Source organism: Amycolatopsis sp. cg13, from assembly GCF_041346965.1.
Taxonomy (GTDB): domain Bacteria; phylum Actinomycetota; class Actinomycetes; order Mycobacteriales; family Pseudonocardiaceae; genus Amycolatopsis.
On the sequence record NZ_CP166848.1, the window covers coordinates 7,686,079 to 7,710,400 of the forward strand.

The following is a 24,322-nucleotide window of genomic DNA, read 5'->3' on the forward strand; positions in this document are numbered from 1 at the left end:
GGTGCATGGACGCCCGAGAACGGGAAGACCGCGCTCGCCGGTGGCAGACCTTGCCGAAGCCGGTGCGGCTCGAGGACCTCACGGTGGCCCAGGCTGTCGAGCCGGGCCGCGATTCGACCTGGGACGTCGACTACGAGCGTTACTGGGCCGCTCAGGAAGCCAGCTGGGCCCGGTAGTCAGAGCCAGGCGGTGACGGAGCGGACAAGCTCGGCGAACCGCGCCGGTTTCTCTCCGTGCACGTTGTGGCCGCTGTCCACCCGGACGACCTCGACGTCGTTGATCAGCGAGGCGATCTGTCGCGCGTCGTCCGCGTCGATCGCGCCTTGCAGGACGCCGTCCTCGCCGTATTTCCAGTTGGCGTGGACGAGGATCGTCGGCGCTTCGATCTTGCGCAGGGTCGCCTCGTGGTCGAAGCCTTCGTCCCAGGCGCCGGTGTAGAAGGCGTCGCCGAAACGCGGGTCGTAGTGCTCGACCGCGCGCTGCATGTCGTTCCAGCTCGGCGGCATGAAGAACAGCGTGATCGGCCGGTTTGGATGCTTCTCGCGCCGCTTGAGCCCGGACCGCACGATCCGGGCCGCGCCGTCGCCGAAGAAGTCCCACAGCTTCTGGTGCTCGAAGAGGTAGGCGCCCCAGTCGGATTCGCCGGATCGCAGATACGTGTGGCAGGCCGTGGCGAGGTCGACCCAGTTCCAGGTTTTCTCGGCCCGCGGCAGCAGGGTGGTGAACAGCGGCGGGTCTTCCAGCACCAGCGCGCGGACCAGGTCCGGCCGGTTCCCGGCGAGCCAGGCCGCCAGTTGGCCGCCCGAGGAATGCCCGGATACGACGACCCGTTTCCCGATGATTTCCTCGACGAACCGGGCCAGATCAGCCCCGATCGCGGCCGCGGTGTACTTCTCCGGCGCCCGGGCGGAGTCGCCGTGCCCGTGGACGTCGACCGCGTACACCGTGAAGTCCCGCGCCAGCTCCGGCAGCACGCGTGCGTAACTCTGCCAGTCGACGGCCTGGCCATGGATCAGCAGCAGCGCTGGCTTGGCACCGGCCGGACCCTGGGCGTAATGGAGCTTCGAGCCGTTGACCACCGCGTCGTGTTCGGTGAATCCGGCCCGCCGCGTACGAGCCATCGCCCAGCCGTACGTCTTGAGGTTGCGGGCCGCCCAACCGCCGGCGGCGAGGCCTGCCGCGGCGGGAACGGAGGCCGCGATCAGCCGCCCGGCTGCCACAGCACGTCGCCTTCCGGATTGGCCAGCCGGGCGAGGATGAACAGCAGGTCCGAGAGCCGGTTCAGGTACTTGGCCGCGATCGGGTTGGACGTGTCCGGCTCGGCCTCCATCAGCGCCCACGCCGACCGTTCCGCGCGGCGAGAGACCGTGCGCGCCTGGTGCAGGAACGCCGCGCCCGGGGTGCCGCCCGGAAGGATGAAAGACGTGAGTTTCGGCAGCCGTTCGTTGAAGTCGTCGCACCAGCCTTCGAGCCGCTCCAGGTACGCCTCGGTGATGCGCAGCGGCTCGTAGGGCGGGTCCTCCTGGATCGGGAGGCACAAATCCGCGCCGACGTCGAACAGGTCGTTCTGGATCCGGCGCAGCACGTCCGCGATCTCGTCGGTGAGCCCGCCGAGGGCGATCGCCAGGCCGAGGACGGAATTGGCCTCGTCGGTGTCGGCGTAGGCGGACAGCCGGGCGGAAGTCTTCGGAACCCGGGAACCGTCGCCGAGCGCGGTCGTGCCGCTGTCGCCGACCTTCGTGTAGACCCGGTTGATACGAACCACCATACGTTCGACTCTACCGGCCCGGGTTCGGGCAAAACTGGGCGAGAGGGCATGATTGGCGGCCATGAGCGAGCACTTCGACGTGCATGGCGGAGCCCGGCTGGTCGGCGAGGTCGACGTGGTCGGCGCCAAGAACAGCGTGCTGAAACTGATGGCCGCGGCACTGCTGGCCGAAGGCACCACGACCATCACGAACTGCCCGCAGATCCTGGACGTCCCGCTGATGGGCGACGTCCTGCGCAGTGTCGGCTGCGAGGTGGAGATCGAGGGTGACACGGCGCGCATCACCACGCCCAAGGAGCTGTCGCACCGCGCCGATTCGGCGGCGATGGGCAAGCTGCGCGCGTCGGTGTGCGTGCTGGGCCCGCTGGTCGGCCGCCTGAAGCAGGCGGTTGTCGCGCTGCCCGGCGGCGACGCGATCGGCCAGCGTCCGCTGGACATGCACCAGAACGGCCTCCGCAAACTCGGCGCGACGAGCACCATCGAGCACGGGTGCGTCGTCGCGAAGGCCGAAACGCTGGTCGGCACCCAGATCTGGCTGGACTTCCCGAGCGTCGGCGCGACCGAGAACATCCTGATGGCGGCCGTGCTGGCCGAGGGCACGACGGTGATCGACAACGCCGCCCGCGAACCGGAAATCGCCGACATCTGCACGATGCTGACCGAAATGGGCGCGAAGATCGAGGGCGCGGGCACCTCGACGCTGACCGTCCACGGCGTCGAAGCACTGAACCCGACCGAACACCGCGTGATCGGCGACCGCATCGTAGGCGCGACCTGGGCGTTCGCCGCCGCGATGACCCGCGGCGACCTGACCGTGCGCGGCGTGAACCCGCACCACCTCGACCTGGTCCTGGACAAACTGCGCCTGGCCGGCGCGGAGGTCACCACCTACGACGACAAGGGCTTCCGAGTCGTCCAGCCGGAACGCCCGAAGGCGGTCGACTGGGTGACCCTGCCGTACCCCGGTTTCGCCACCGACCTGCAGCCGTTCGCGGTCGCGCTGTCGGCGGTGTCCGAGGGCACCTCGATGATCACGGAAAACGTGTACGAGGCCCGGTTCCGCTTCATCGAGGAAATGATCCGGCTGTCCGGCGACGCGCGTACCGACGGCCACCACGCGGTGGTCCGCGGTGTGGAGAAGCTGTCGAGCGCGCCGGTGTGGGCGTCGGACATCCGTGCCGGAGCCGGGCTGGTGCTGGCCGGGCTGTGCGCCGATGGGGTGACGGAGGTGTGGGACGTGTTCCACATCGACCGCGGGTACCCGCATTTCGTCGAGAACTTGAATCGGCTGGGTGCCCGGATCGACCGGGTTGCCGGGGAGCCGGAGCGAGCTTGAGCGGCGGCTGCACCGCGGCTGATTACGCGGAGTGGGACGAAGAACGCTGCCAAGGGGTATGGCTCAGTTCGTGATCGGCCAGCACGGTCGCGAACGCATCAGAGAATCATTCGGCGGCTGTCCTGCGGACTCGAATCAGCCCGCGGCAGCGACCTCGCCGACGCAGTGCTCCGGCCGGAGCACTGCCGCCTCGTCGTCGAGGTGATGTCGCCAGGCTCGATCACTGTCGACCAAATCGACAAGCCCGCCGAGTACGCCGCTGCCGGAATCCCGCAGTTCTGGCGGATCGAGAACACGACCGACGAGGTCGGCGGGCTCACTGTCTTCTGCTACCGGCTCGACGCGACTACTCATTCCTACGTGCCGACCGGCGCACACCAGGGCACTCTCCGGGTCGCCACTCCGGTCGAGGTGTCAGTGGAGCTGGCAACCCTGCTCTGAGCGGCGGTGGCTACGTGCTCAGCGCACGCACCACCAAGTCCGCCACCTTATCCAAATACCCTTCCTCCGCCGGGACTCCGCGCACGATCAGCCGCCAGTAAACGATTCCCGCGCCGATGTCCAGCGCCATTTCGATGTCCGTGTCCGCCGGGATCTCCCCGCGCTCGATCGCCCTGGTGAACACCGCCTGGTTGATGGCCCGCCGCGGTCCGCCGATTGCTTCGCGGGCGAATTCGGCCATTGCCGGGTTTTGGCGGGCTTCCGCGATCAGCCCGGGGAAAATCCGCGAGAACCGCGGGTGCGTGATCCATCCGTAAAGCGCTTCCAGGGTGGCCCGGATATCGCCGCGCAGGCTGCCGGTGTCCGGGTCCACCGCGCGCGCCAGGCTGAATTCCGCGATGACCGCGCCGATCATTTCGTCTTTCGACCGCCAGCGCCGATATAGCGCGCTTTTCCCGACCCCGGCGCGTTTCGAGACCGCTTCCATCGACAGTCTTCCGAAGCCGTGATCGGCCAGCTCGTCAATCACGGCTTCGGTGATGGCGTAGGTGACGTCGGGCTGCAGCACGGCAGCTCCGGTCGGCGTCCGGCGGGTCGTCATGCCAAGGAGCATAGCGTGTGGACGAGACGGTCCCGTCCCGTGTACGTTGGCGTCGAGACGGGACCGTCTCGTCCGTTCCTGAGGAGGGAGTTCGATGACATTCATCGATCACGCGCTCGATCTGCTGGTCCAGCACGACATGGCCGGATTCGTGCAGTTGTTCGCCGAAGACGCCGTGCTCGAGTTCCCGTTCGCCGCGCCCGGTGAGCCCAAGCGCGTCGAAGGCCGCGCCGCTCTGGCCGAGTACCTGCGCAACTACCCGAACCTGTTCGACGTCCGCGAGGTCGCCGCGAAGACCGTGCACCAGACGACTGACCCGGAGGTTTCGATCGCGGAGTTCGAGCTGGCCGGCATCGCGGTCGCCACGCAGAAGCCGTACCGCCTGGGCTATGTCGTGATCCTGACCGTCCGCGACGGCCTGATCCGCCACTATCGCGACTACTTCAGCCCGCTCGCGGTCATCGACGTTCTCGGGGTGCCGGGTGTCTGATGTCCTCGTCCTCGGCTCGACCGGCACCACCGGCAGCCGGGTCGTGCGCGGTCTCGAAGCCGAAGGGATACGTGCTCGGGCGGCAACGCGGAATCCCGTTAAGCCAGGCCAAATCCGGTTCGACTGGGACGAGCCCGCGACGTACGGCCCCGCGCTGGACGGGGTCTCGGCGGTCTACCTGATCGCACCGGTCGCGGCCGATCCGCAGCCGCTTGTCGAGGAGTTCCTCAAGCACGCGCCGGACGCACGAGTGGTCTTGCTCAGTTCGTCCGCCGTGGCCGAAAACACCCCGGTGGTGGGCAGTCTGCCCGGACTCGTCCGTCGGCAGCCGAGCTGGGCAGTGCTGCGGCCGTCGTGGTTCATGCAGAACTTCACCGCCGGGCACCTGGTCGGCGACAGCGCCCGCGCGGGCCGGATCGTGACCGCGACCGGCGACGCCCGGGTGGCGTTCGTGGATGCGGGCGACATAGCCGCGGTCGCCGTCCGCGCGCTGCTCGATCCGGAACCGCACAACACCGATCACCTCATCACCGGCCCGCGCGCGCTCAGCTACGACGAGGCCGCCGGGATCGTCGGGAAACAGCTCGGCCATCCGGTCGTGCACGCACCGGTTTCCACCCTTGAGTACCAGCGATTCCTGGTCCGCGACGGCCTTCCCGAGTCGTACGCCGAAATGCTCGCCTTGCTGGACGAAGCGATCCGCGGCGGCGCCGAGGACCGGGTGACCGACACAGTCGAGCGGGTCACTGGACGACCCGCCCGTGACTTCCGCACCTTCGCGAAAGAGGAGATCCGATGAAGCCGCTGCTGTTCGAAGACGACCCGCAATTCTGGTTCGAGACGCTCATCGCCCTGGGCCAGATCGCCTACGGAGGCGCGGATTTCGGCGAGGTCGTCGCGATCGCGTCGAACATCAAATCCGGTGACTACGACAGCTGGCACGACGCGTGGCTCGCCGCCGCCGAGCGGCTCTACGACGAAGCCGCCACCATGCACCCGGTCAGCGCGCGCGACGCGTACCTGCGTGCCTCGACGTACTACCGCCGCGCCGAGTTCTTCTTGCACGGCAACCCGGAAGACCCGCGGATCAACTACGCCTACGAGCGCAACGTCGAGTGTTTCCAGCGCGCCGCGGAGTCGATCGACAACGTCGAACGGATCGAAATCCCCTACGACGGCCACGTCTTGCGCGGCTACTTCTACCGCGCTCCCGGCGACGGTCCGAAGCCGCTTCTGGTGGTGCACAACGGTTTCGACGGCAGCGCTGAGGACCTGCACTTCATGGGCGCGACGGCGGGCCAGGAACGCGGCTACCACGTGCTGACCTTCGACGGTCCCGGCCAGCCCAGCGCCGTGCACCGCGACGGGCTGCTGTTCCGCCCGGATTGGGAGCACGTCGTCGGCCAGGTGCTCGACTACGCCCTCGCTCTCCCGGAGGTGATCCCGGACAAGGTCGCGCTGATCGGCTGGAGCCTCGGCGGGATGCTCGCGCCGCGCGCCGCCGCGTTCGAGCCGAGGCTGTCGGCCGTCGTCGCGGTGGACGGACTCTTCGACGCCGGCGCGGCCTTTGTGCACCAGCTCCCGTGGGAGCGCGACGAGGTCGTCCGCCGGGCGAACGCGCCGGAAGATCCTGAACTGGACGCGTTTCTAGCCGCCGCGCGGGAACAGAGCCCGACCGTTCGCTGGGCTCTGAGCCACGGCCGCTACGTGATGGGCGGCGCGACCGATCGAGAGTTCCTCGCGAAGTACCTCGAATACAACCTGTACGACGGCGTGGCCGAGCGCATCACCTGCCCGGCGCTGATCTGCGACGCTCCGGAGGACTTGTTCTTCACCGGCGAGCCGCAGCAGCTGTACGACCGGATCAGCGGCCCGAAGAAGCTGCTGAACTTCACCGCGGAGGAGGGTGCGGACGCGCACTGCCACGTCGGCGCGATGCGGCTCGCGAACGGCCGCATTTACGACTGGCTGGACGACGTTCTCTGATCCGGGCTGAACCGGGGTCAGGATTCCAGGGCCAGCGCCGCGCCGAACCCGACCAGCGCGGTGCCGGTCACCCCGTCCAGTGCGCGGCGGACCTTGCGGCGGCTGAGCCAAGCGCGGACGCGGTGCACGAAGAACAGGAGGACGAGCAACCAGATCGTGCCCAGCACGGCGACCGTGTACGCGAGCACCAGCGCGTCCCAGGTCGTCGTGCGCACCGGGTCGAGGAACTGCGGCAGCACCGACAGGTACAGCACCAGCACCTTGGGGTTCGTGATGTTCGACAGGAATCCCTCGCGCCACCGCCGGAAACCGCTGGCGCGCTTGCGCTGAGTGTCGGCGACCGCGTCGTAGTTGCCGCGCCAGGCGCCGCGCAGCGCCTGGACGCCGAGGAAGAGGAGGTAAGCCGCGCCGAGCCACTTGAGCGTGAGGAACACCGGCTGCGAACGGGCGATGACCACGCCGAGCCCGAGCGCCGCGGCAGTGCCCTGCACCGCGTTGCCGGCGAAGATGCCGGCGGTGGCCAGCAAGCCGCCGCGCGCCCCGCCGGACAGTGCGTTCTTCAGCATCACCATCGTGTCCGGCCCCGGCGCGAGCACGATGAGGACCACGATCACCAGATAACTGCCGTACCCGCTCCACGTCACGTCTGACCACGGTAGATCCCGGATCGGCCGGCGTCTCGCGGATTTCCGTCACAGTGGTTCCGGCCGTCCGGGCAACCCGGGCGAACCGGACGGCGTGCACTCTTCGGGAGCGAGGAGGGCGCTATGTATCCACTGGTCGAAGGGGAACAACTGCTCTGGTCCGGGCGGCCGCGGCGCTACGTGCGCCGGTACGCGGACTTCCACAATTACGTCGCAGTGGCGGTGGGCTTCGGAGTGATCGTCGTGTCCGGCACCGTCGGCATCGTGGCGTTCGACATCGATCCCGTCACGTTCAGCTTGTGGCCGAGCTTCTTCATCCTGGCGATCGCGCTGATCGCCGAACAGAACCGGCAGCGGAGGGTGCTGTTCGGGGTGCTGACCTACCTGGTGACCGACCGCAGGCTCGTCTTCGTCGCTGACCGTCCGGGCGGCATCGAGTACCGCTGGGTGTGGCTTCCCGACCTGGGCGAGCCGCGGGTGCGCGACCACGGCGACGGCACGGGCACCGTCGGCTTCGGGGCACCCGCGCGGGTGCGGCTGCGCGCCCAGAAGATCCAGGCGCGGTCGTTGCTCACGACGATGGTGCCCGAACTGGTCGCGATCGAGGATCCGGAACACGTCGCCGAGTTGATCGCCCGGAACGCTCCGCGCACCCCGGCCGCTGGGTAGAACATGCCCGGATCGCTCGCCGCCGCGGCACCCAATAATTCCGACCCGCCGGGCAACCCGGGCGAACCGGACGGCGTGCACTCTTCGGGAGCGAGGAGGGCGTCATGTACCCACTGGCCGAGGATGAACAGCTGCTCTGGTCCGGGCGGCCGCAGAGGTACGTGCGGCGCTACCGCGATTACCACCCCTACCTCTCAGTCGTGATCGTGCTCGTCGCCGCAGCGGCGGCGACCGCGATCTTCAACCTCAGCTACCGGGACACGGTCCCCTGGATCGTTGTGCTCGGCCTGCTCGCCGGTACCGCTGTCGAGCGCAACCGCGAGCGCCGCAGCTTCGTCGCCGGGACCAGTTACCTGGTTACCGACCGCAGGCTGATCTTCGTCTCGCAGTGGCAGCCCGGTGTCGAATTCCGGTGGGTGCCGCTCGGCTACCTCCGCCCGCCGCGGGTGCGCGACCACGGCGACGGCACCGGGACGATCGACTTCCACCCCACGGCCACCGAATGGCTGCGAGACCAGGGCTACCGGTCGCGGCCAGCTTGGTACCCGATGTTGCCGGAGCTCATGGCGGTCCCGGACGCCGCCCAAGTCGCCGAGTTGATTGCCCGGAACACTCCGCGCAGCCCGGTCGTTGGCTAACCATGCTGCTGACCTTGCTGGGTCTCTCGCTGCCCGTCGCCACCATCGTGCTGCTGATCGTCGGCGGCTGGGAACTGCGGCGGAAGAAGAAGCCGTCCCGGCTCAAGGCGCGGCTGTCCTCGACGTACCTCGACGAGGTCACCGCGTTCCTCTACGGCACCAAGCGCAACGAGCTCGAACACCGCGATTCGGTCGAGATGACCCTCGAGGAGGAGGCGCAGGGAGCGCCGCCGCTGGGTACCGTCGACCTTGACCGCGGGGTAGTGGTCGTCCGGCCCGGCGCGTCACCCGGGCGTGGCCGATTCCACTCCGCCGATTAAGTTACCGGCGGGTACACTCGGGCGGTCGTCTCGGCGAAGAGAGGTGCACCGTGCCGTACCCCACCGACCACGAGCGCGACCGGCCCTGGGTGATGCGCACCTATGCGGGTCATTCGTCCGCCGCCGCGTCGAACGAGCTCTACCGGCGGAACCTCGCCAAGGGGCAGACCGGGCTGTCGGTCGCCTTCGATCTTCCGACCCAGACCGGCTACGACCCGGACCACGTGCTCGCGCGCGGCGAGGTCGGCAAGGTCGGCGTCCCGGTCTCGCACATCGGCGACATGCGGCGGCTGTTCGACGGCATCCCGCTCGCCGAGGCGAACACCTCGATGACCATCAACGCGCCCGCGATGTGGCTGCTCGCGCTGTACGTTTCGGTGGCCCGCGAACAGGCCGAAGCCGAGGGCCGCGACGTCGACGAGGTGCTGGCCAAGCTCACCGGCACCACGCAGAACGACATCATCAAGGAGTACCTGTCCCGCGGCACCTACATTTTCCCGCCCGGGCCTAGCCTCCGGCTGATCACCGACATGATCGCGTGGACCGTGCACCACGTGCCGAAGTGGAACCCGATCAACATCTGCAGCTACCACCTGCAGGAAGCGGGCGCGACGCCGACGCAGGAGGTCGCGTACGCGCTGTGCACCGCGATCGCCGTGCTCGACGCGGTGCGCGACTCCGGCCAGGTCGACCAGGCCGACATGGAGAAGGTCGTCGCGCGGATCTCGTTCTTCGTGAACGCGGGCGTCCGGTTCGTCGAAGAGATGTGCAAGATGCGCGCGTTCACGCAGCTGTGGGACGAACTGACGCGCGAACGCTACGGCGTCGAGAACCCGAAGGCGCGCCGGCTGCGGTACGGCGTGCAGGTGAACTCGCTCGGGTTGACCGAGGCACAGCCGGAGAACAACGTCCAGCGGATCGTGCTGGAGATGCTGGCGGTGTCGTTGTCGCGGGGTTCGCGGGCGCGGGCGATTCAGCTGCCTGCTTGGAACGAGGCGCTCGGGCTGCCGCGGCCGTGGGATCAGCAGTGGGCGTTGCGGATGCAGCAGGTGCTCGCGTTTGAGACGGATCTGCTGGAGTACGAGGACATTTTCGACGGGTCGCGGGTTGTCGAGTCCAAAGTGGACGAGATCGTTTCTGGGGCTCGGGCCGAGATCGCGCGGGTGCAGGATCTTGGCGGGGCCGTGGCTGCGGTTGAGAGCGGGTATATGAAGTCGCAGCTCGTTTCGTCTCTCGCGGAGTATCGGCGGGGGATGGAGAGCGGCGAGCGGGTTCTTGTTGGGGTGAACAAGTTCGAGACGACTGAGCCGTCGCCGTTGCAGGCGGAGGGGGCTAAGGCGATCGAGACTATTGATCCTGCCGTGGAGAAAGCTGCTGTTGCCGCGGTGGAGAAGTGGCGGGAGGAGCGGGATTCCGCTGCGGTCGCCGCTTCTCTTGCTGCTTTGAAGGCTGCGGCTGGTACTTCGGATAATTTGTTCGAGGCTACTTTGGAGTGTGCTCGGGCTGGGGTTACTACTGGGGAGTGGTCCGGGGCTCTGCGGGAGGTGTTCGGGGAGTATCGGGCTCCTACTGGGGTTTCTGCTGCTTCAGCTGCTGGGCAAGGGGATCCGGAGTTGGAGCGGGTTCGGGAGCTGGTTCGTCGCACTGAGGCTGAGATGGGCGAGCGGCTGCGGATTCTGGTGGGGAAGCCTGGGTTGGACGGGCATTCCAACGGGGCTGAGCAGGTTGCGGTTCGGGCTCGGGATGTTGGGTTTGAGGTTATTTATCAGGGGATTCGGTTGACTCCGGATCAGATTGTCGCGGCTGCTGTGCAGGAAGGTGTGCACGTGGTTGGGTTGTCTGTGCTTTCTGGGTCGCATCTTGAGGTTGTGCCGTTGGTGGTTGACGGGTTGCGGGCTGCTGGGGCTGGAGATATTCCGGTGATTGTGGGTGGGATTATTCCGCCTGATGATGCTGCTTTGTTGACTGAGCGGGGGATTGCTCGGGTGTTTACGCCTAAGGATTATGAGCTGACGGACATTATGGCTGGGATTGTCGAGTTGGTTCGGGAGCGGCACGGGTTGGGTTCCTAGTGGCTCGTCGCCTGGCGGCGACATTGCGCCCTGGCGTGCGTGGGGCACCCCGAAGCGTGAGTGTGCTGACGGTCTGGGGGTGCTTGTCAAGGCGGGAAAGATGCCTTGACAAGCACCCCCAGACCGCAGGGACGCTTCATATCGGGGTGCGGGGGAGGGGCTGGGTGCCTCGATCGTTGGGTGCACCGGGTGGCGGTTGGGTGGTGGGGCGCACGGCTGGGTGCCTCGATCGTTGGGTGCATCGGTGGCGGTTTGTGAGTGGGCCGGGGCTAGCGCCCCAATGTGGCGTTGGGTGCATGCGACGCACCCAATGCCGCATTGGGTGCGCGGGACGCAACCAATGCCGCATTGGGGCGCATCCTGGCGGGTGCTGGGTGGGTCGTGAGGGGAACCCTGAGGGAATCTGATTCCCTCAGGGTTCCCCTCACGGAATGGTGGACAGGATTTCCTTCGTGTTTTTCACTGTTGCGAAGCCGCCGCCGTGGAGGTTTGTCGCGGTTGCTCGGGACAGTTCTTCTCCGGTCAGGGTGGTGCCGTCTGGGCCTTCCAATGCGAAGGTGAAGGTGGCGTCCAGGGCGAAAGTTACGTCGTAGCCTAGGTTTCCGCCCATGCGGGCGGTGGTTTCGCAGCAGAAGTTGGTTTGGATTCCGGCCAGGACGAAGCTGGTGATGCCGCGGGTCTTGAACCAGGCGTCCAGGTCGATGTCGCCCAGGAAGGCGGAGTTCACCTTCTTTCCGAAGACCAGGTCTGGGCGGGCGTTGGCTAGTTCCGGCTTGAAGTCGTTGCCTGGCTGGCCTGGGCGCAGGGGCGAATCGGGCTTGATGGAGTCGTGGTGGACTAGCACGACTGGGGCGCGCCGATCCTGCCAAGACCGCAGGAGCGCTTGGATGTTCGCTTCGGCGTCGGGGTTGTTGCGCAGGCCCCAGAAGTCGGCGTCGTCGAAGCCTTGTTGGACGTCGATCAGCAGCAATGCGGTGGTCATGAGTTCGATTTTGGCGGTGACCGCGGCAAAGGGGGAGTGGCATAAGAGGCGCGATGCGGTACTTTTCTGCCATGCGCACGATCGGGGTGCTGCTCTTGCCGGGCAGCCGGATGTTCGACCTGGCGGTGATCGCGGAGGTGTGGGCTCAGGACCGCACCGACAGTGGGATCGGTCCGTTCACGGTGCGCGTGTGTGCGCCTGGGCGGGGGCGGACGCGGGTGTCGCCGTTCGGGGAAGTTGTTGCGACGCATGGTCTTTCTGGGCTGGACGAGTGCGATCTGATTCTCGCGCCGGGGCGTGACGATCCGTTGGCTGAGGTGCCTGCCGCCGCGCGAAGTGCGCTTCGGCGGGCTCATCGGGGTGGGGCAACGGTTGCTGGGCTTTGTTCTGGGGCGTTCACGCTCGCTGCTGCGGGGCTGCTTGACGGGCGGCCTGCTACTACGCATTGGCGCGATCTCGATGCGCTCGCGACAGCTGCACCGGCGGCGGAGCTTCGGCGTGACGTGTTGTACACCGAGCAGGACGGGGTGCTTACCTCGGCGGGCGTCGTTGGTGGGCTTGATCTTTGCCTGCATTTGGTGCGGCGTGATCATGGGGCGGATGTTGCGGCGCGGCTTGCTCGCCGTCTGGTGATGCCGCCGGTTCGGGAAGGCGGGCAGCGGCAGTATGCGGAGACTCCGTTGCCTGCCAATGCTTCGCGGCCTGGGATTGCGTCCACAATGGACTGGGCGATGACTCGGCTCGCCGAGGAGATAGGGGTGCCGGATCTGGTGGAGCACGCGGGGATGAGTCCTCGGACTTTTCATCGCGAGTTCGCCGCCGCTACGGGCAGCACGCCTGGGCGGTGGCTGCTCGTCCAGCGGGTGCAGCATGCGCAGCGGCTGCTGGAAACTACCGATCTGCCGGTCGCGCGGGTGGCGGAGCGGGCGGGGCTCGGCAGTGCGGCGAACCTGCGGCGCAGGCTGCGGGCGGAGGTGGGGGTCGGACCGGATTCGTATCGGCGCACTTTCCGCATCCCGGTCAGCGGGGTTACGGTCGGGGCATGGGCGAGTACGAGCACATCCTCGTAAAGCGGGACGGCGACACGGTCACCATCACGATGAACCGCGCGGCGCGGCGCAATTCGCTGTCCGCCGAGCATCTCGGCGAGTTGCTCGCCGCGTTCCGTGCGGCGGGCGAGTCCGATGCGACCGGCATCGTGCTGGCGGGGGCGGGGCCGGTGTTCTCCGCCGGACACGACTTCGGCGACGTCGCCGCGCGTGACCTCATGGGAGTGCGCGAGCTGCTCACTCTGTGCACGACGCTCATGCGGACGATGGAATCAGTGCCGCAGGTGGTGATCGCGCGGGTGCACGGACTGGCGACTGCCGCGGGATGTCAACTGGTGGCGTCGTGCGATCTGGCGGTCGCGGCGGAGTCTTCGGGGTTCGCGCTGCCGGGCGGGAAGGGCGGCTGGTTCTGCCACACGCCCGCGGTGCCGGTGGCGCGCGCGATCGGACGGAAACGCCTGATGGAACTGGCTTTGACCGGCGACGTGGTCGACGCGGCGACGGCGTTGGACTGGGGATTGGTCAACCGCGTGGTCCCGGACGACTCCCTGGACGAGGCGGTCGCGGACCTGCTCGGCCGCGCGACCCGCGGCAGCCGGGCCAGCAAGGCGATGGGGAAGCAGACTCTGTACGCCCAGCTGGACCGTCCGGAAGCCGACGCGTACGCGATCGCCGTCGAGGTGATGGCGTCGGCTTCGCAACTGCCGGGGGCGCGGGAGGGGATGGCGGCGTTCCTGGAGAAGCGCAAGCCCGACTGGACAGATTGATCCGCGCTATGGCCTCGGTTTCGTGCCGCCCCAATGTGGCATTGGGTGCGTCTGACGCACCGAACGCCACATTGGGTGCGTGGGGTGCACCGAACGCCGCATTGGCGACGCGTGTTTTGTTGACCTACCGTCGGGGTCATGGTCGATGACAGCAAGGCTACGGTGCCGGAGCCGGGTGAGCGGCGGTTTGTGCTGGACTCCTACGGCCGGTTGTCGCGGGTGCCTGAGACGGGTGAACTGGAGAAAATCGACGTTCAGTGGGACGACAACCGCAAGGTAATCGAGCGGGTGGGCGGCACGCTGGGCGCGGAGTTGTCCGATGGCCTGTCCGCCTGGAAGAAGGGCGGCAAGCGGCCCGACTGGGAGAAGCTGTTGGAGCGGGTCCGGTCGGGTGAGTCCGACGGGTGCGTGGTGTGGCACACGGATCGCCTGTTCCGGCAGCCGCGTGACCTAGAAACGCTGATTGAGCTGGGCGACAACGGGTACAAGGTGTTCTCCGCGCACGGTGAGCGCGACCTGTCGGACCCGGATGACCGCTTCATTCTGCGGATCGAGGTGGCGCACGCCGCGCGGTCGTCGGATGACACGTCGCGGCGGATCAAGCGGCGATTTCGGACCTTCCGCGAGCAGGGCCGGACGACGGGTGGGCCACGCCGGTTTGGGTTTCCGGGCAAGGACACGTGGTGGACGCCGGGCGAGGGCGAGACGAACGCCGACCGGCCGGACGTCTCGCCCGAGGTGGTGGAGCGTGAGCGCGAAGCGATCAGGGCCGGTGCGAAGCTCCTGCTGTCCAAGGGCGGTTCGGCTGAGAAGGTGGCCGCCTTGTGGAACGGTATGGGGTTGCGTTCGATGACCGGCAAGGAATTCATTCCTACGACCGTGTCGGCGACCATGAAGCGCCCGGCGCTGGGCGGGTACGTGGTGCATGAGGGCGAGATCGTGGGCCGGTTGCCGGGAAAAGCGATTTTGGACAAGCGGACCTATGACCGGCTGCAGGCGTTGTATGCCGGGCGCAAGCGCGGGCGGGTGGCCGGTGAGGTCGGCCGGTCCTATGTGGGCACCGGGATTCTGCGGTGCGGGGTGTGCGGCAGGAAGCTGACCGCCCGGACCACGAAGGACAAGAAGTACGAGGACGGCACGCCGCGCAGCGTGTATTACTGCGCGAAACAGCGGCGGGGTTGCGGCACGGTGTTCATCGACCGGCGTGCGGTGGACCGCGAGTTGATGGCCTTCTGTGTGGAACGGCTCTCGGACGAGCGGCACGCGTCGGAGCTGGCGGCGCTCAAATCGCGGGCGAGCGAGCGGCTGGCGGCGGTGCGCGACGAAATCGATGAGATCAAGAGGATTCAGGCGGGCCTGTCGGAACGGGTTGGGACTCGGCGGATGAGCTTGGACGAGTTCGACGTGGCGAATGAGCCGCTGGCGGCGGACCTGGCGCGGTTGACTGCCGAACGCGACACGTTGGACGAGGCCCCGACGGCGGAGCCCACACCGGTCGAGTCAGCGGCCAACTTGGAAGCCGAATGGACCGGCGGGGACGTCTCGCAGAACCGAGCCATGCTGACCCGCGCCATCGGCAATGACAAGCTGTGTGTTTGGCCCAGTAGCCGTACCGGCAAGCGGGTGTTCGACCGGACGCGGCTCAGGCTGCTCGGACCGGAGAAGTTCGCCGCGCTGGCGGCGGACTGGAACACGAAGAAAGGCCAGAAGAAGACGATGCGGCCGAAGGTCAAGGGTTGACCCCCTGACACGGAAGTGGCCCCGAGGACGGTTCCTCGGGGCCACTTCCGTCATGGTCAGCTTTCTCTAGGCTTGGCGTTCTCTTGTGCGGCAAGTCGGGCATCGATATCGCGCAGGATCTCGGCGACGTCGGCGAGTTCCTCGCTTGTCATCGGGTCCATGGCGGCGACGATGGGCCGCCAATAGGCGCGGGACTCTTCGCTGATCTGTGACGTGTGCCGTTGCGGCGGTATCGAAAGTGTCGGCGTGTGCGTGCCGCTCCGGTCGGCAGACACTGACGCTGGGTGCGGTGTGCCGTCGCCTGTCGGGGAACTGTCGTCGGACTGTGGGGTGTGTCCGTCCTGCCCTGTCGCGTGGTGGTTGCGGTCATGGTCGCTGCCTTTCGTCTGCTTTGGCGGGATGGTCGGTGGATGTGCGCGCACGGCCGGTTCGGATGCCCTATCCGCCATCGGCACCCCCGGGGAGGGAGCCCGGCCGGGTCGCCTCCACACGGCGTTTTCCGGGGTTGCCGGAGGTCTCCCGGACAGTGCTTTTGCGCCTCCCCCGACCGTGTTTGGCCTGGCCAGTCGGGGGAGTTTGGGGCTCCCCAATCCTGGGGAGAACTCCCCGGGTCCCTGAGACCTCCCCGTGCGCTTCCCCGCCGGGTTCGTCCTCGCGCGCGGCGAGTGCGGAGGCCACGTCGTCGGCCCGGATCACCATCACCCCGTGCGACTTGACTGGGGCGAGGTGATGGCTGGCGAGGGCGGCGGAGAGATCGGTCAAGGTCCATCCGTCGTACTCGTCGGGGTTGTGGGCGATGAGCCGTGCGAGCACGGTTTGCGTCCGGACTCGCTTCTCTCCGCCGCAGATTTCCGCGATGTCCACGAGGTGGTCGGCCGGTGCCGGTTGCTCGTTCTCCTGTGCTGCGGTGAGGGCGACCGGTCGCCCGTGTTCGGCGAGCAGCGCCGCGGCGCGGGCGATGACCGGGGTCACTAGGTCGGTTCCGTCTTCAAAGGTGATGTAGAAGGTGCGGACCAGTTCCCACGGCTCGTCGGTGATGCCGACCGCGACGCAGGTTCCCCGGTCGGTTTTCATCCGCAGTTCGGTTGCGCGGATGCCTGCCCGGTAGCGGCCCGCGCCGAGCAGCCCGTCGTTGGCGATGTGGTCGGCCACGGCGAACGCGACCCCGCAGGAGACGTTGCGGGTGATCTCCTTGGGAATGCTGTCTTTCGTCGGCGACTGAGTGGCCAGCAAGAGAATGATGCCGTACTTGCGGCCGCGCTTGATCAACCGGACCGCGAGTTCTTCGGCTTGCTTCCCGTATTTCTTGTGCTGGAACAGTTCGTGACACTCGTCGATGGCGAGGATGAGCGGATGCAAGCCCAACGCGGCGCGGTCGGCGAGTTTGCGCGAGACCTTCGGCGGCTGCCCCGGCTGCGCCCCGAGTGTCCGGCCGCGCCGTTCCATCTCCTCTGTGAGGTCCCGCAGCGCCGCCACGGCGTCGGCGGCAACCGAGTCATCCATTCCCATCCGGTAGCGGCTCAGACGCGGTTTCAGGGGCTCGAAATCGGGACTCTCGCCCATCACGAACACCCACAGTTCGGCGGTGGGGTCCAGCGTGGCGCCGAGCAGCAGCGTCCGCATCGCTGAGGTCTTGCCCTGCCCCGGCCGTCCGCCGATCAGCCAGTTCGCTTCCAGCAAGGGCGCGTTCACGATCAGGCCGCGCTGAGTCAAGCCCCAGGGCACGCCCTCGAACACGTCCACCGTGCCCTCGTGCAACAACGGCCAGTCACCCGCACCGCCTTGCAGGGTGCCCTTGTCCGCGACCCACAGGTCCAGCACTCCGTCCTCATCGCCCTTGGTGGGCCAGGTTTCGAGCGACGCACGCCCGAGGTTCGCCGCCAGCGTGGGCCGCCGGTCGGCGACCATGTCGGCGGTCACCCCGAGCGGCATCCTGATCCGGGCGAACGTGCCGTCCCCGTCCGTTCGGGGAGGGATGGGGTAGACCAGCTCCCCGCCGTTCTTGAAAAACGCGTTCATCGGCGCGATGCCCAGATGCGCCAGCGCCCGGGAGATCATCCGTTCGTCCACCCAGGAATCCGCGTCCGCCCGGTCCGGCTGGGTCAGCCAGCCCGCGCCCGGAGTGCGGTCCCGTCCTTCCCATACCGCCGCCGCGATCCAGCCGAGCGGGCCGAGAATCACCAGCCACGACACCGTGAACCGGACCGCCGCCGCGCCGAAGTCCCGCACCTGATAGACCGTGACCAGCCAGCCGGGCATGTCCGCCCGATCGAACAGCATTTCCACCAGGGCCAGCAGGACCAGCACCACGGTGAGCACAGCCGCGCCGATCACGGTGCGGCGCAACCCAATCCCGAGTTTCGCCCATCGCGCTTTCGCGTCCGCCCGCAACGTCTCCTGTGCTTCGCGGCGCGCTTGCGCATCCCCGGACATCCGAGCTTGGCGCACGTCGCCCCGGAGATCCGCGTAGGTCGCCCACGTCCATGCTTTGGCGATCCACCGGCCGTGCCCGCGCAGCAGGAACCACAGCAGCCGTACTACGTCCGCCGGGAGTTTCCGCGCCCGGTAGGCCAGCAGGCCGCGCCAGCGGGCTACCCGGCCGGACTGCCGGACTCGGTCGAGCAGGCGCCCGGTGCAGTCGATGAACGTCCGGCGCACCGCCGGTACCGGCCGCCGGTCCGCCGTCACTCCGTTCTCATCGGCACCGGTCACGATCTCGCCCTCGTACACCTTCGGCACCAGCTCACCGCTGTGGTCGTGCGGCCCTTCGGGCGTGCTCATCGCGCACCCCCGTCCTCGGCGGCGAGGGCAGCGGCCAGCCGGGAGGACAGACCGCGCGAACATCCGGTGACCTCCCGGACCCAGGCCGGGCTGACGGGCACCTCCGGCGTCCGTGCCTCCCGAGCGACCACCAGATATTCGGCGAACGACGTCCGGCGCCGACGTCCGGACGCGGCACTCCTCGAAACACCCTGGTCAGAGGCGGGTTTTTCCGGCTCGTCCTCAGCCGGCGACGTCGCCGCGGAATTCGCCGGCATTGGTCCGATCGTGGCCGGACGCGGCTGGTCGAGAGCGTTCATGAACACCGCCGACCCCGGCGCCGACAAGCGCCCGGCTGGTCGCGGTTCCGACGGGTGCCCGGCAGCCTCGGCCGCCGACTGCGCCGCGCCGAGCTTGTCCCGAAGGTCGGTCACTGCCTCGGCGGCGACGAACACCACCAGCGGTGGCACCGAGTGCAGGACCACCCCGGCCGGGCTCCCCGCGGTGAACGCCTCCCAGGTGTTCATGACGTAGGTGGCGGTAAGCGTGAACCACTTCGCCGCCCGCGCCCACCGGCCGGTGCGGACTCCGTGCCGTGCGGTCACCTGTTCTGCCCGCAGGATGGACAGCAGCACCACCGACACCATCGGATCGAGCAGCCAGGCCGTGCACCACGGCAGCGACCACGCCGCCGCACCGGCGGCGGCGAACTGCTGAACGTTGGTCATCGTGAACGCCAACCCCAGCAGCACACCAGCCCAGCACAACCGATCCACCTGCACCGCAACCCGTTCGACCGATTCGGCCCCAGTGGCAGCGGTCATCGGCGACCACCCCGCTTCGCAGCCGGGTAGTCCACAGTGGTCACCGTCAGCGCTTTCGTGAGCGTGTAGGAGGAGAACAGCGCGGGCAGGCCGAGCGCGGCCACTCGCAATAGCCACGGTGCCCCGGGGTAGGTGAACGCCAGCCACTGCACGCCGGTCAGCACCACCGCACCGGCCAGGACACGGCCAGCGAGAGACAGCAGCCGGGCGCTGTTCCGCGCCGCGTCCGCCGCCCGGCGGGCACGCCGCGCCGACGCACGCCACACCCACAACACCGCCAGCGCCACGCCCAGCACCGCGAGCAACTGAGTCGGAGAGACGTTCATGAACGGCCCCCTTCCCGGCGGTGCCGCCATATCGGGTAGAGCGCACGCCGATCCGTGCCTGGCAGCGCGCCCCACACCCCGACCGTGTCCGGCCCCGCAGTACGCAAGTCCAGTTCACGGCACTCATCGATCACAGGGCAGCCCGCACACATGCGAAACGCCAGTTCCCGGTCTGGGGTAGCTTCGCCGGACAGTCGGGGCACGTCAGACCGGTCGAATGCCCAGAAACACAGGCCGTCCCGGGTCACCACTTCGTTCAGAACGTCGTCCGGCATCGTGGCGTACCGGTCGAGTTGGGCAGCCATCTCCTTGTAGTCGTAATCGGTCATCGCGCACCGCCGTCAAGCACACGCCGGAGTTCGGCGGCGGAGATCACCAGCCGGGAGCGCCGACGCTCCGCGCGGAGCGTGCCAACCCGGATCGCGCGATGTAGTTCGTTCTGGTCGATGCCGAGAATCCATGCCGCATCGGCCAGAGAGTGGAACGCCGGTCGACCGGCGTCAGGAAGGTTCTTAGTCATGAGTTGAGTCCCTTAAAAGCAAGAATGATGATTTAAGCTGAATTAGTGCGCTGATTTAGGCGCACCAAGGCAAGAGAATGGTCCGAATGCGCGACGCGGTGCCGATCTTGGCGTCGCGGATTCCGTCAAGCGCTAATGTCGGCGCTGAGGCGGACCACGGAGGAATGGGTGTCGGAAGACTGGGCGGCGGTCGCGAGGACCATCAACGAGCGCGTGCAGGAACTCGGATGGAAACAACGCGAGCTGGCTGAACGCTCGCAGGTCTCGCAGGCGATCGTCCGCGAAATCCAGAACCACACCGTGGAACGCAAGCGCAGTGACCGGACGCTCGAAGCGCTGGCCTTGGCTCTCGGCCTGCACCCGCAACACCTGCTTGCCGTGTTGCACGGCCGCATCCCGCCAGCTCTTGGGCAGCCGCGCGAGGACATGGAAGATGCCGTGTCGGCACGGCTTGCCGTCATCGAGCGCCGTCTTTCCGAGATCACCGACCAGCTCGCCGCGCTGCGGGCAGACGTCGCCGACGCACTGAGCCGGCCGGGCGAGCAGTAGGCGCCCGATGTCCATGGGTGCCGAGTGCCTAAACAGCCGGAGCGCCGTGGCGATTTCATTTGCGTTCATGCCCCAAGGAAACGGCAGCAAAGGCCGTTTCCGCAGGTGGCTGCGGTTAACCGCGGCCCCATTAACTGCAATTAACTACGCAGGTCAGAGCGGTTATCGGCGAAAGGTCTCAGATGGCTGAGACAAGGCTCCAAGCCGTCCGCAGGCATCTCGGCTACAAAGCTGACGACGTCATCAAAATGCTGCTGCGTCGCGCCGACGCACTTGCCGTTCCCGTCATGTCCGCGACCAGTCTCAAGACCAAGCTGTCGCGCTGGGAGAACGGGAAGGAAGCGGTCAGTCAGCCGTACCGCCGCCTCTTCCGCGACGTCTACGGCCGCACCAGCGAAGAACTCGGCTTCCCGCAGGAGGAAGCGAACGACGAAGCGGACGAACTGATCTCCAGGCTTGCGCAGGCCCGCTCCGTTGACGCCGAAACCGTGGAGGTCTTCAAGCTGCAGGTAGAGCAAGCGCGGCACGTTGACCGACGGTTCGGCGGCGTAGCGCTGCTCGATCAGCTGCGCAGCAATATCGAGCAGCTTCAAGGCTTCCTCGGTTTCAGCACGACGAACGGACAGCGCCAGGCATTGGCGGGCGTGCTGACCGAGGCGTCGGCACTGGCTGGTTGGGAAGCGCTCGACCGTAACGCGATCCGGCAGGCGTGGGAGCATCACGAAACAGCCAAGGCGGCCGCACGCGAAGCGGGGTCACCGATTCTGCTCGCACATTCGACCGCGCAGCAGGCGTTCATCCTGATCGACCTTGGCGAAGTCCAAGCAGCCGTCGATCAGCTCGCCGAAGCGCGTGCGCTGGCGGAACGCACGGCGCCGCCAGTGCTGCGCGCGTGGATGGCGGCAGCGCACGGGGAAGGACTTGCCGCGGCGAATCAGCGGGACGACGCGTTGCGGGCGTTCGACGCGGCGGGCACCCATCTGCCCGCCGACCCGGTGGACCCGGCTTTGCCGTTCCTGTTCCTGGGCGGAGCGCACCTCGATCGATGGCGCGGCAACGCAATGAGCAAGCTCGGCGAGCCGGACGCTATCCAGCAGCTCACCGCCGCGTTGCCGCTCCTGCCGCCGGACTTCATCCGCGCCAAGGCGGGCATGCTAGTCGATCTGGCATTCGCCTACGCGGCAGCAGGAGACCGAGACGCCTCGCTCGACCACGCGCGGCAAGCGCGACGGCTTGCCTTGCAGATCAAGTCGGATCGACAGCTACGGCGTCTCAGCGGCCTGGTCTTGCCGGGGAGCGCCGCGGACGCCGTGCGATTCGCCAGCTGACGCGCGGGCATCGGCAAGCGCTTTTGACGCGGTCACAGTGAGGCGGTGCAATCCGGACAGGTGCGTGGACAGCTGGTCGATTCCACGGTCTGAGATGCGCCATTCCGACCGGCGGCCATCGGTTGCCGACCTGGTGTCCACGTAGCCAGCCGTACGGAGGTTGGCTAGTTGCTTTGACAACACGGCCGGTTCCAGCGTCAGCCTCAAACGCAGCGCGGCGTATTCGTGCCACCGCTGATCAGCCAGGATGACCGCGATCAGCAGCCGGACCGGTGGAACCAGAATCGGATCGATCCCCTCGGTAAACCCCTTCACGGACACGAAGCGCGTCATCACTCGCCGCCCTCGACGCGGAAGGCATTCGCACGACGGTGCCACGCGAGGTCAAGCCGCGCCGGATCGAGTGTCATCGTCCAAGTCCCTCCCCACGGCACGCCCGCTACAGGAGTCCGCCGCCTTCATTGAGCTGATATGAGCGTGTATGGTGTAGCTATTTCAGCGCAATGGCACGATTGGGCCATTTAGAGGCCACTGCGGGGCCGTAGAGGTGGGGAACATGGCAGCAAGCGACGAGGGAACCCGGCGACCGCGGACGCTGCTCGAACAGAAGATCTGGGAGCGCAACCAGTCGTTATCCGAATTCGTGGCATTCGCAGAGGAGTTCGCGCGCCGGTTGGGCGAGCCGGGAACGCTCAGCGAGCGCAACCTCAAGCGGCTGGTTGCCGGACGCCGGACGGACGGCGCGAAGGTCGGACGTCCCCGCCCCGCCACTGCGCGTCTGCTCGAACGGCTCTTCGGAACGAGCATTGACGAGCTTCTGGAGCCGAGCGGACCTTCCACCGCCGCTGTCGATACAGCCGAACAGGAGCTGCGCTCCGCCATCGCGACCGCCAAGCGGATTGGCCCGGGCGTAGTCGCACTCATGCGTGGGCAACTGACGGCAGCGCGCGAACTCGACCGGAAACTAGGCGCAGCCACCGCATCGGACGAAGTTGCGGTCAAGATTGACCAGGTCGCCCGGTTGCGTTCGTACAGCCTGGCCGCCGGAACGCGCAGCCAGCTTGCCGCGTTGCTCGCCGAATTGAGCGCCCTTGCCGGGTGGCAAGCACTCGACCAAGGGCGGGTCGCCACCGCGTGGAACCATTACGAGAGCGCGAAACAGGCCGCGAGCGAAGCGGATGATTCTTCCTTTGCCCGGCACATCGAAGCCGAACAAGCTTTCGTGCTGCTGGACATCGGGCACGCGGCCGAGGCCGTCGAACGGCTGTCGGCGACCGAAGACGATGCGCGGGCCGATACCGGCCGTCTGCTGCGTGCATGGCTGGCGGCTGCGCACGGCGAAGCGCTCGCTGCGAGCAACCGGCGTTCCGACAGCCTCCGCGCGTTCGACCGTGCGGAATCGCTGCTCCCGTCCGACCCGTCCGCGGCTGACGGCCCCTACGTCGTACTCGACCCGGTGCATCTCGCCCGCTGGCGGGGGAACGCGCTCGCTCGGATCGGCGAGGCGGGTGCCGTCGACGTTCTCTCCGCCGCCCTGCGAGACCTCGACCCGAGTTTTACCCGCGCAGAAGCAGGGCTCCGTGTCGATCTGGCCACCGCTCTCACCGTCGCGGGCGAACACGACGAAGCGAGTCGTCACATCACCGAAGCTCGTGACTTGGCAACGGAAATCGGCTCGGCTCGCCAGCTACGTCGACTGGCGCGGCTGACGGACAACCGTCACTGACGACCGAGATCAGTCGTGCAGTCCGCGCATGGTGGTGTCCAGAGTCGCGGCGATGTAGTCGGCGTTGCCTGGGCCGCAGGAGATGATGTCCTCGCCGTCGGCACCGTTCTGAAGCATCGCCAGGACCCGGCCGTGGTCGACGGTGTCCACCGCGGACAGCGGATAGCTTGACGAGCGCTTGCCGTTCGCGCGACTGGCTACATAGAACTGGTGCACGGCACTGCGCGACGCGGCCATGAGCGTACGCATCTGCTCGGCAGGATCGGGCGCGGTGTAGTCGCTGGTCGTGTCCAAGTCGTACGACTCGGACACCGACCCTGTCTCGTACTCTGCGCGAGGCACCCTGATTTCGCCGATCATGGCCGGACGAACGTCAGGCAGCGTGTCGACCACCGCCCGGCACAAGCGCCCGGCCGGAATACGAACCAGCGTCGCCGCCTCGTCCTCCACGGTGATCAGCAATCCTTCGCGTCCGGCAAGGACCGCCAACGCCGCGGAAGTCCGTCCGTCACGAGCGCCGGAGAGGCGATAGCACTCCGCGTCCGCAGTCGAGATTCCCCATAACACGTCGCGGAAATCCCCGGTCAGCCGCTGCCGGCGCAGGTCGTAGAACCCCGGTTCGGCAAGGACCTGCCGCATCAGATCATCAAACGCGGCTGCTGCGTCGTCTTCCAGCCACCACTCGACCACGCCCAGCACAGGATGCGCCGCACCGATCTGTTCCCACTCCCACGCCCTGGCCAAAGCGACGCGCGGCACCGTCACCGGTTCGTCAACGAGCATGTC

The 24,322-nt window shown here is 67.6% G+C and carries 29 protein-coding genes; 16 read left to right on the plus strand and 13 right to left on the minus strand.

Annotated features, from left to right (window positions below):
• Positions 1-5 precede the first annotated feature (5 nt).
• On the plus strand, positions 6-176 hold the full coding sequence (locus AB5I40_RS36095) for a hypothetical protein (protein WP_370934648.1): 171 nt from the start codon (positions 6-8) through the stop codon (positions 174-176).
• Here the strand turns inward: AB5I40_RS36095 and AB5I40_RS36100 are convergent, their stop codons facing one another.
• Both AB5I40_RS36100 and AB5I40_RS36105 read right to left on the minus strand, forming a co-directional pair.
• Positions 177-1,220 carry an alpha/beta fold hydrolase gene (locus tag AB5I40_RS36100; protein ID WP_370934649.1) on the minus strand — a complete coding sequence of 348 codons (1,044 nt, stop codon included), beginning with the start codon at positions 1,218-1,220 and terminating at the stop codon, positions 177-179.
• A complete protein-coding gene (locus AB5I40_RS36105; protein ID WP_370934650.1) occupies positions 1,202-1,768 on the minus strand; it encodes a cob(I)yrinic acid a,c-diamide adenosyltransferase in 567 nt (188 codons plus the stop codon). Before AB5I40_RS36105 ends, AB5I40_RS36100 begins: the two co-directional genes overlap by 19 nt.
• 61 nt (positions 1,769-1,829) lie before the next feature.
• Here AB5I40_RS36105 and murA point away from each other — a divergent pair, with 61 nt between their 5' ends.
• Both murA and AB5I40_RS36115 read left to right on the plus strand, forming a co-directional pair.
• Positions 1,830-3,104 (plus strand): UDP-N-acetylglucosamine 1-carboxyvinyltransferase, encoded by a 1,275-nt coding sequence (murA, locus tag AB5I40_RS36110; RefSeq protein WP_370934651.1) that lies wholly within the window; start codon positions 1,830-1,832, stop codon positions 3,102-3,104.
• A 204-nt stretch (positions 3,105-3,308) separates the two neighbouring features.
• A complete protein-coding gene (locus tag AB5I40_RS36115; protein WP_370934652.1) occupies positions 3,309-3,545 on the plus strand; it encodes a hypothetical protein in 237 nt (78 codons plus the stop codon).
• A 10-nt stretch (positions 3,546-3,555) separates the two neighbouring features.
• Here the strand turns inward: AB5I40_RS36115 and AB5I40_RS36120 are convergent, their stop codons facing one another.
• Complete coding sequence (locus AB5I40_RS36120; RefSeq protein WP_370934653.1) at positions 3,556-4,146, minus strand: TetR/AcrR family transcriptional regulator; 591 nt, start codon at positions 4,144-4,146, stop codon at positions 3,556-3,558.
• A 94-nt stretch (positions 4,147-4,240) separates the two neighbouring features.
• On the opposite strand from AB5I40_RS36120, the gene AB5I40_RS36125 reads away from it, so the two are divergent.
• The 3 genes from AB5I40_RS36125 to AB5I40_RS36135 are packed head-to-tail and all read left to right on the plus strand — an operon-like array spanning position 4,241 to position 6,622.
• Positions 4,241-4,636 carry a nuclear transport factor 2 family protein gene (locus AB5I40_RS36125; RefSeq protein ID WP_370934654.1) on the plus strand — a complete coding sequence of 132 codons (396 nt, stop codon included), beginning with the start codon at positions 4,241-4,243 and terminating at the stop codon, positions 4,634-4,636.
• Positions 4,629-5,435: an ergot alkaloid biosynthesis protein gene (locus AB5I40_RS36130; RefSeq protein ID WP_370934655.1), complete on the plus strand. Its 807-nt coding sequence runs from the start codon at positions 4,629-4,631 to the stop codon at positions 5,433-5,435. The genes AB5I40_RS36125 and AB5I40_RS36130 overlap by 8 nt, the downstream gene beginning before the upstream one ends.
• Positions 5,432-6,622, plus strand: a complete 1,191-nt coding sequence (locus AB5I40_RS36135) for an alpha/beta hydrolase family protein (protein ID WP_370934656.1) — start codon at positions 5,432-5,434, stop codon at positions 6,620-6,622. The genes AB5I40_RS36130 and AB5I40_RS36135 overlap by 4 nt, the downstream gene beginning before the upstream one ends.
• A gap of 17 nt (positions 6,623-6,639) precedes the next feature.
• On the opposite strand, the gene AB5I40_RS36140 is transcribed toward AB5I40_RS36135, so the two are convergent.
• Positions 6,640-7,266 carry a LysE family translocator gene (locus tag AB5I40_RS36140; protein WP_370934657.1) on the minus strand — a complete coding sequence of 209 codons (627 nt, stop codon included), beginning with the start codon at positions 7,264-7,266 and terminating at the stop codon, positions 6,640-6,642.
• Positions 7,267-7,389: 123 nt separating this feature from the next.
• On the opposite strand from AB5I40_RS36140, the gene AB5I40_RS36145 reads away from it, so the two are divergent.
• From AB5I40_RS36145 to AB5I40_RS36160, 4 genes are all read left to right on the plus strand, one after another.
• Entirely contained in the window at positions 7,390-7,935 is a 546-nt protein-coding gene (locus AB5I40_RS36145; protein WP_370934658.1) for a hypothetical protein, read from the plus strand.
• A gap of 104 nt (positions 7,936-8,039) precedes the next feature.
• Positions 8,040-8,573: a hypothetical protein gene (locus tag AB5I40_RS36150; RefSeq protein ID WP_370934659.1), complete on the plus strand. Its 534-nt coding sequence runs from the start codon at positions 8,040-8,042 to the stop codon at positions 8,571-8,573.
• Positions 8,574-8,575: 2 nt separating this feature from the next.
• Positions 8,576-8,893, plus strand: a complete 318-nt coding sequence (locus AB5I40_RS36155; protein WP_344271494.1) for a DUF6191 domain-containing protein — start codon at positions 8,576-8,578, stop codon at positions 8,891-8,893.
• Between the two features lie 50 nt (positions 8,894-8,943).
• Positions 8,944-10,965, plus strand: coding sequence for a protein meaA (locus AB5I40_RS36160; RefSeq protein WP_370934660.1), 2,022 nt, complete (start codon positions 8,944-8,946; stop codon positions 10,963-10,965).
• 424 nt (positions 10,966-11,389) lie between these two features.
• Here AB5I40_RS36160 and AB5I40_RS36165 read toward each other — a convergent pair whose 3' ends face one another.
• Complete coding sequence (locus AB5I40_RS36165) at positions 11,390-11,947, minus strand: cysteine hydrolase family protein (RefSeq protein WP_370934661.1); 558 nt, start codon at positions 11,945-11,947, stop codon at positions 11,390-11,392.
• Between the two features lie 71 nt (positions 11,948-12,018).
• Between AB5I40_RS36165 and AB5I40_RS36170 the strand changes: the two genes are divergently transcribed.
• The 3 genes from AB5I40_RS36170 to AB5I40_RS36180 all read left to right on the plus strand — a co-directional run bounded on the left by AB5I40_RS36170 (position 12,019) and on the right by AB5I40_RS36180 (position 15,503).
• Positions 12,019-13,017 carry a GlxA family transcriptional regulator gene (locus AB5I40_RS36170; protein ID WP_370934662.1) on the plus strand — a complete coding sequence of 333 codons (999 nt, stop codon included), beginning with the start codon at positions 12,019-12,021 and terminating at the stop codon, positions 13,015-13,017.
• Positions 12,990-13,763, plus strand: a complete 774-nt coding sequence (locus AB5I40_RS36175) for an enoyl-CoA hydratase-related protein (RefSeq protein WP_370934663.1) — start codon at positions 12,990-12,992, stop codon at positions 13,761-13,763. Before AB5I40_RS36170 ends, AB5I40_RS36175 begins: the two co-directional genes overlap by 28 nt.
• A 138-nt stretch (positions 13,764-13,901) precedes the next feature.
• Complete coding sequence (locus AB5I40_RS36180) at positions 13,902-15,503, plus strand: recombinase family protein (RefSeq protein ID WP_370934664.1); 1,602 nt, start codon at positions 13,902-13,904, stop codon at positions 15,501-15,503.
• 56 nt (positions 15,504-15,559) lie between these two features.
• On the opposite strand, the gene AB5I40_RS36185 is transcribed toward AB5I40_RS36180, so the two are convergent.
• The 6 genes from AB5I40_RS36185 to AB5I40_RS36210 all read right to left on the minus strand — a co-directional run bounded on the left by AB5I40_RS36185 (position 15,560) and on the right by AB5I40_RS36210 (position 19,933).
• Complete coding sequence (locus AB5I40_RS36185) at positions 15,560-15,778, minus strand: hypothetical protein (protein ID WP_370934665.1); 219 nt, start codon at positions 15,776-15,778, stop codon at positions 15,560-15,562.
• Between the two features lie 163 nt (positions 15,779-15,941).
• Positions 15,942-18,284 (minus strand): hypothetical protein, encoded by a 2,343-nt coding sequence (locus tag AB5I40_RS36190; protein WP_370934666.1) that lies wholly within the window; start codon positions 18,282-18,284, stop codon positions 15,942-15,944.
• Positions 18,281-19,087 carry a hypothetical protein gene (locus tag AB5I40_RS36195; protein ID WP_370934667.1) on the minus strand — a complete coding sequence of 269 codons (807 nt, stop codon included), beginning with the start codon at positions 19,085-19,087 and terminating at the stop codon, positions 18,281-18,283. Before AB5I40_RS36195 ends, AB5I40_RS36190 begins: the two co-directional genes overlap by 4 nt.
• A complete protein-coding gene (locus tag AB5I40_RS36200) occupies positions 19,084-19,413 on the minus strand; it encodes a hypothetical protein (RefSeq protein WP_370934668.1) in 330 nt (109 codons plus the stop codon). The genes AB5I40_RS36195 and AB5I40_RS36200 overlap by 4 nt, the downstream gene beginning before the upstream one ends.
• Positions 19,410-19,742, minus strand: a complete 333-nt coding sequence (locus tag AB5I40_RS36205) for a WhiB family transcriptional regulator (RefSeq protein WP_370934669.1) — start codon at positions 19,740-19,742, stop codon at positions 19,410-19,412. The genes AB5I40_RS36200 and AB5I40_RS36205 overlap by 4 nt, the downstream gene beginning before the upstream one ends.
• Positions 19,739-19,933, minus strand: a complete 195-nt coding sequence (locus AB5I40_RS36210; protein ID WP_183126680.1) for a helix-turn-helix domain-containing protein — start codon at positions 19,931-19,933, stop codon at positions 19,739-19,741. The genes AB5I40_RS36205 and AB5I40_RS36210 overlap by 4 nt, the downstream gene beginning before the upstream one ends.
• Positions 19,934-20,101: 168 nt before the next feature.
• On the opposite strand from AB5I40_RS36210, the gene AB5I40_RS36215 reads away from it, so the two are divergent.
• Entirely contained in the window at positions 20,102-20,482 is a 381-nt protein-coding gene (locus tag AB5I40_RS36215) for an XRE family transcriptional regulator (protein WP_067593977.1), read from the plus strand.
• 182 nt (positions 20,483-20,664) lie between these two features.
• Positions 20,665-21,810 (plus strand): tetratricopeptide repeat protein, encoded by a 1,146-nt coding sequence (locus AB5I40_RS36220; protein WP_370934670.1) that lies wholly within the window; start codon positions 20,665-20,667, stop codon positions 21,808-21,810.
• Here AB5I40_RS36220 and AB5I40_RS36225 read toward each other — a convergent pair.
• A complete protein-coding gene (locus AB5I40_RS36225) occupies positions 21,745-22,143 on the minus strand; it encodes a transcriptional regulator (RefSeq protein WP_370934671.1) in 399 nt (132 codons plus the stop codon). The two genes, AB5I40_RS36220 and AB5I40_RS36225, sit on opposite strands and share 66 nt — an antisense overlap.
• 223 nt (positions 22,144-22,366) lie before the next feature.
• Between AB5I40_RS36225 and AB5I40_RS36230 the strand changes: the two genes are divergently transcribed.
• Positions 22,367-23,536, plus strand: a complete 1,170-nt coding sequence (locus tag AB5I40_RS36230; protein WP_370934672.1) for a hypothetical protein — start codon at positions 22,367-22,369, stop codon at positions 23,534-23,536.
• A 9-nt stretch (positions 23,537-23,545) separates the two neighbouring features.
• Here AB5I40_RS36230 and AB5I40_RS36235 read toward each other — a convergent pair whose 3' ends face one another.
• The gene (locus AB5I40_RS36235) at positions 23,546-24,319 is read right to left on the minus strand and encodes an ESX secretion-associated protein EspG (protein WP_370934673.1); all 774 of its coding nucleotides are present in this window, start codon (positions 24,317-24,319) and stop codon (positions 23,546-23,548) included.
• Positions 24,320-24,322 lie beyond the last annotated feature (3 nt).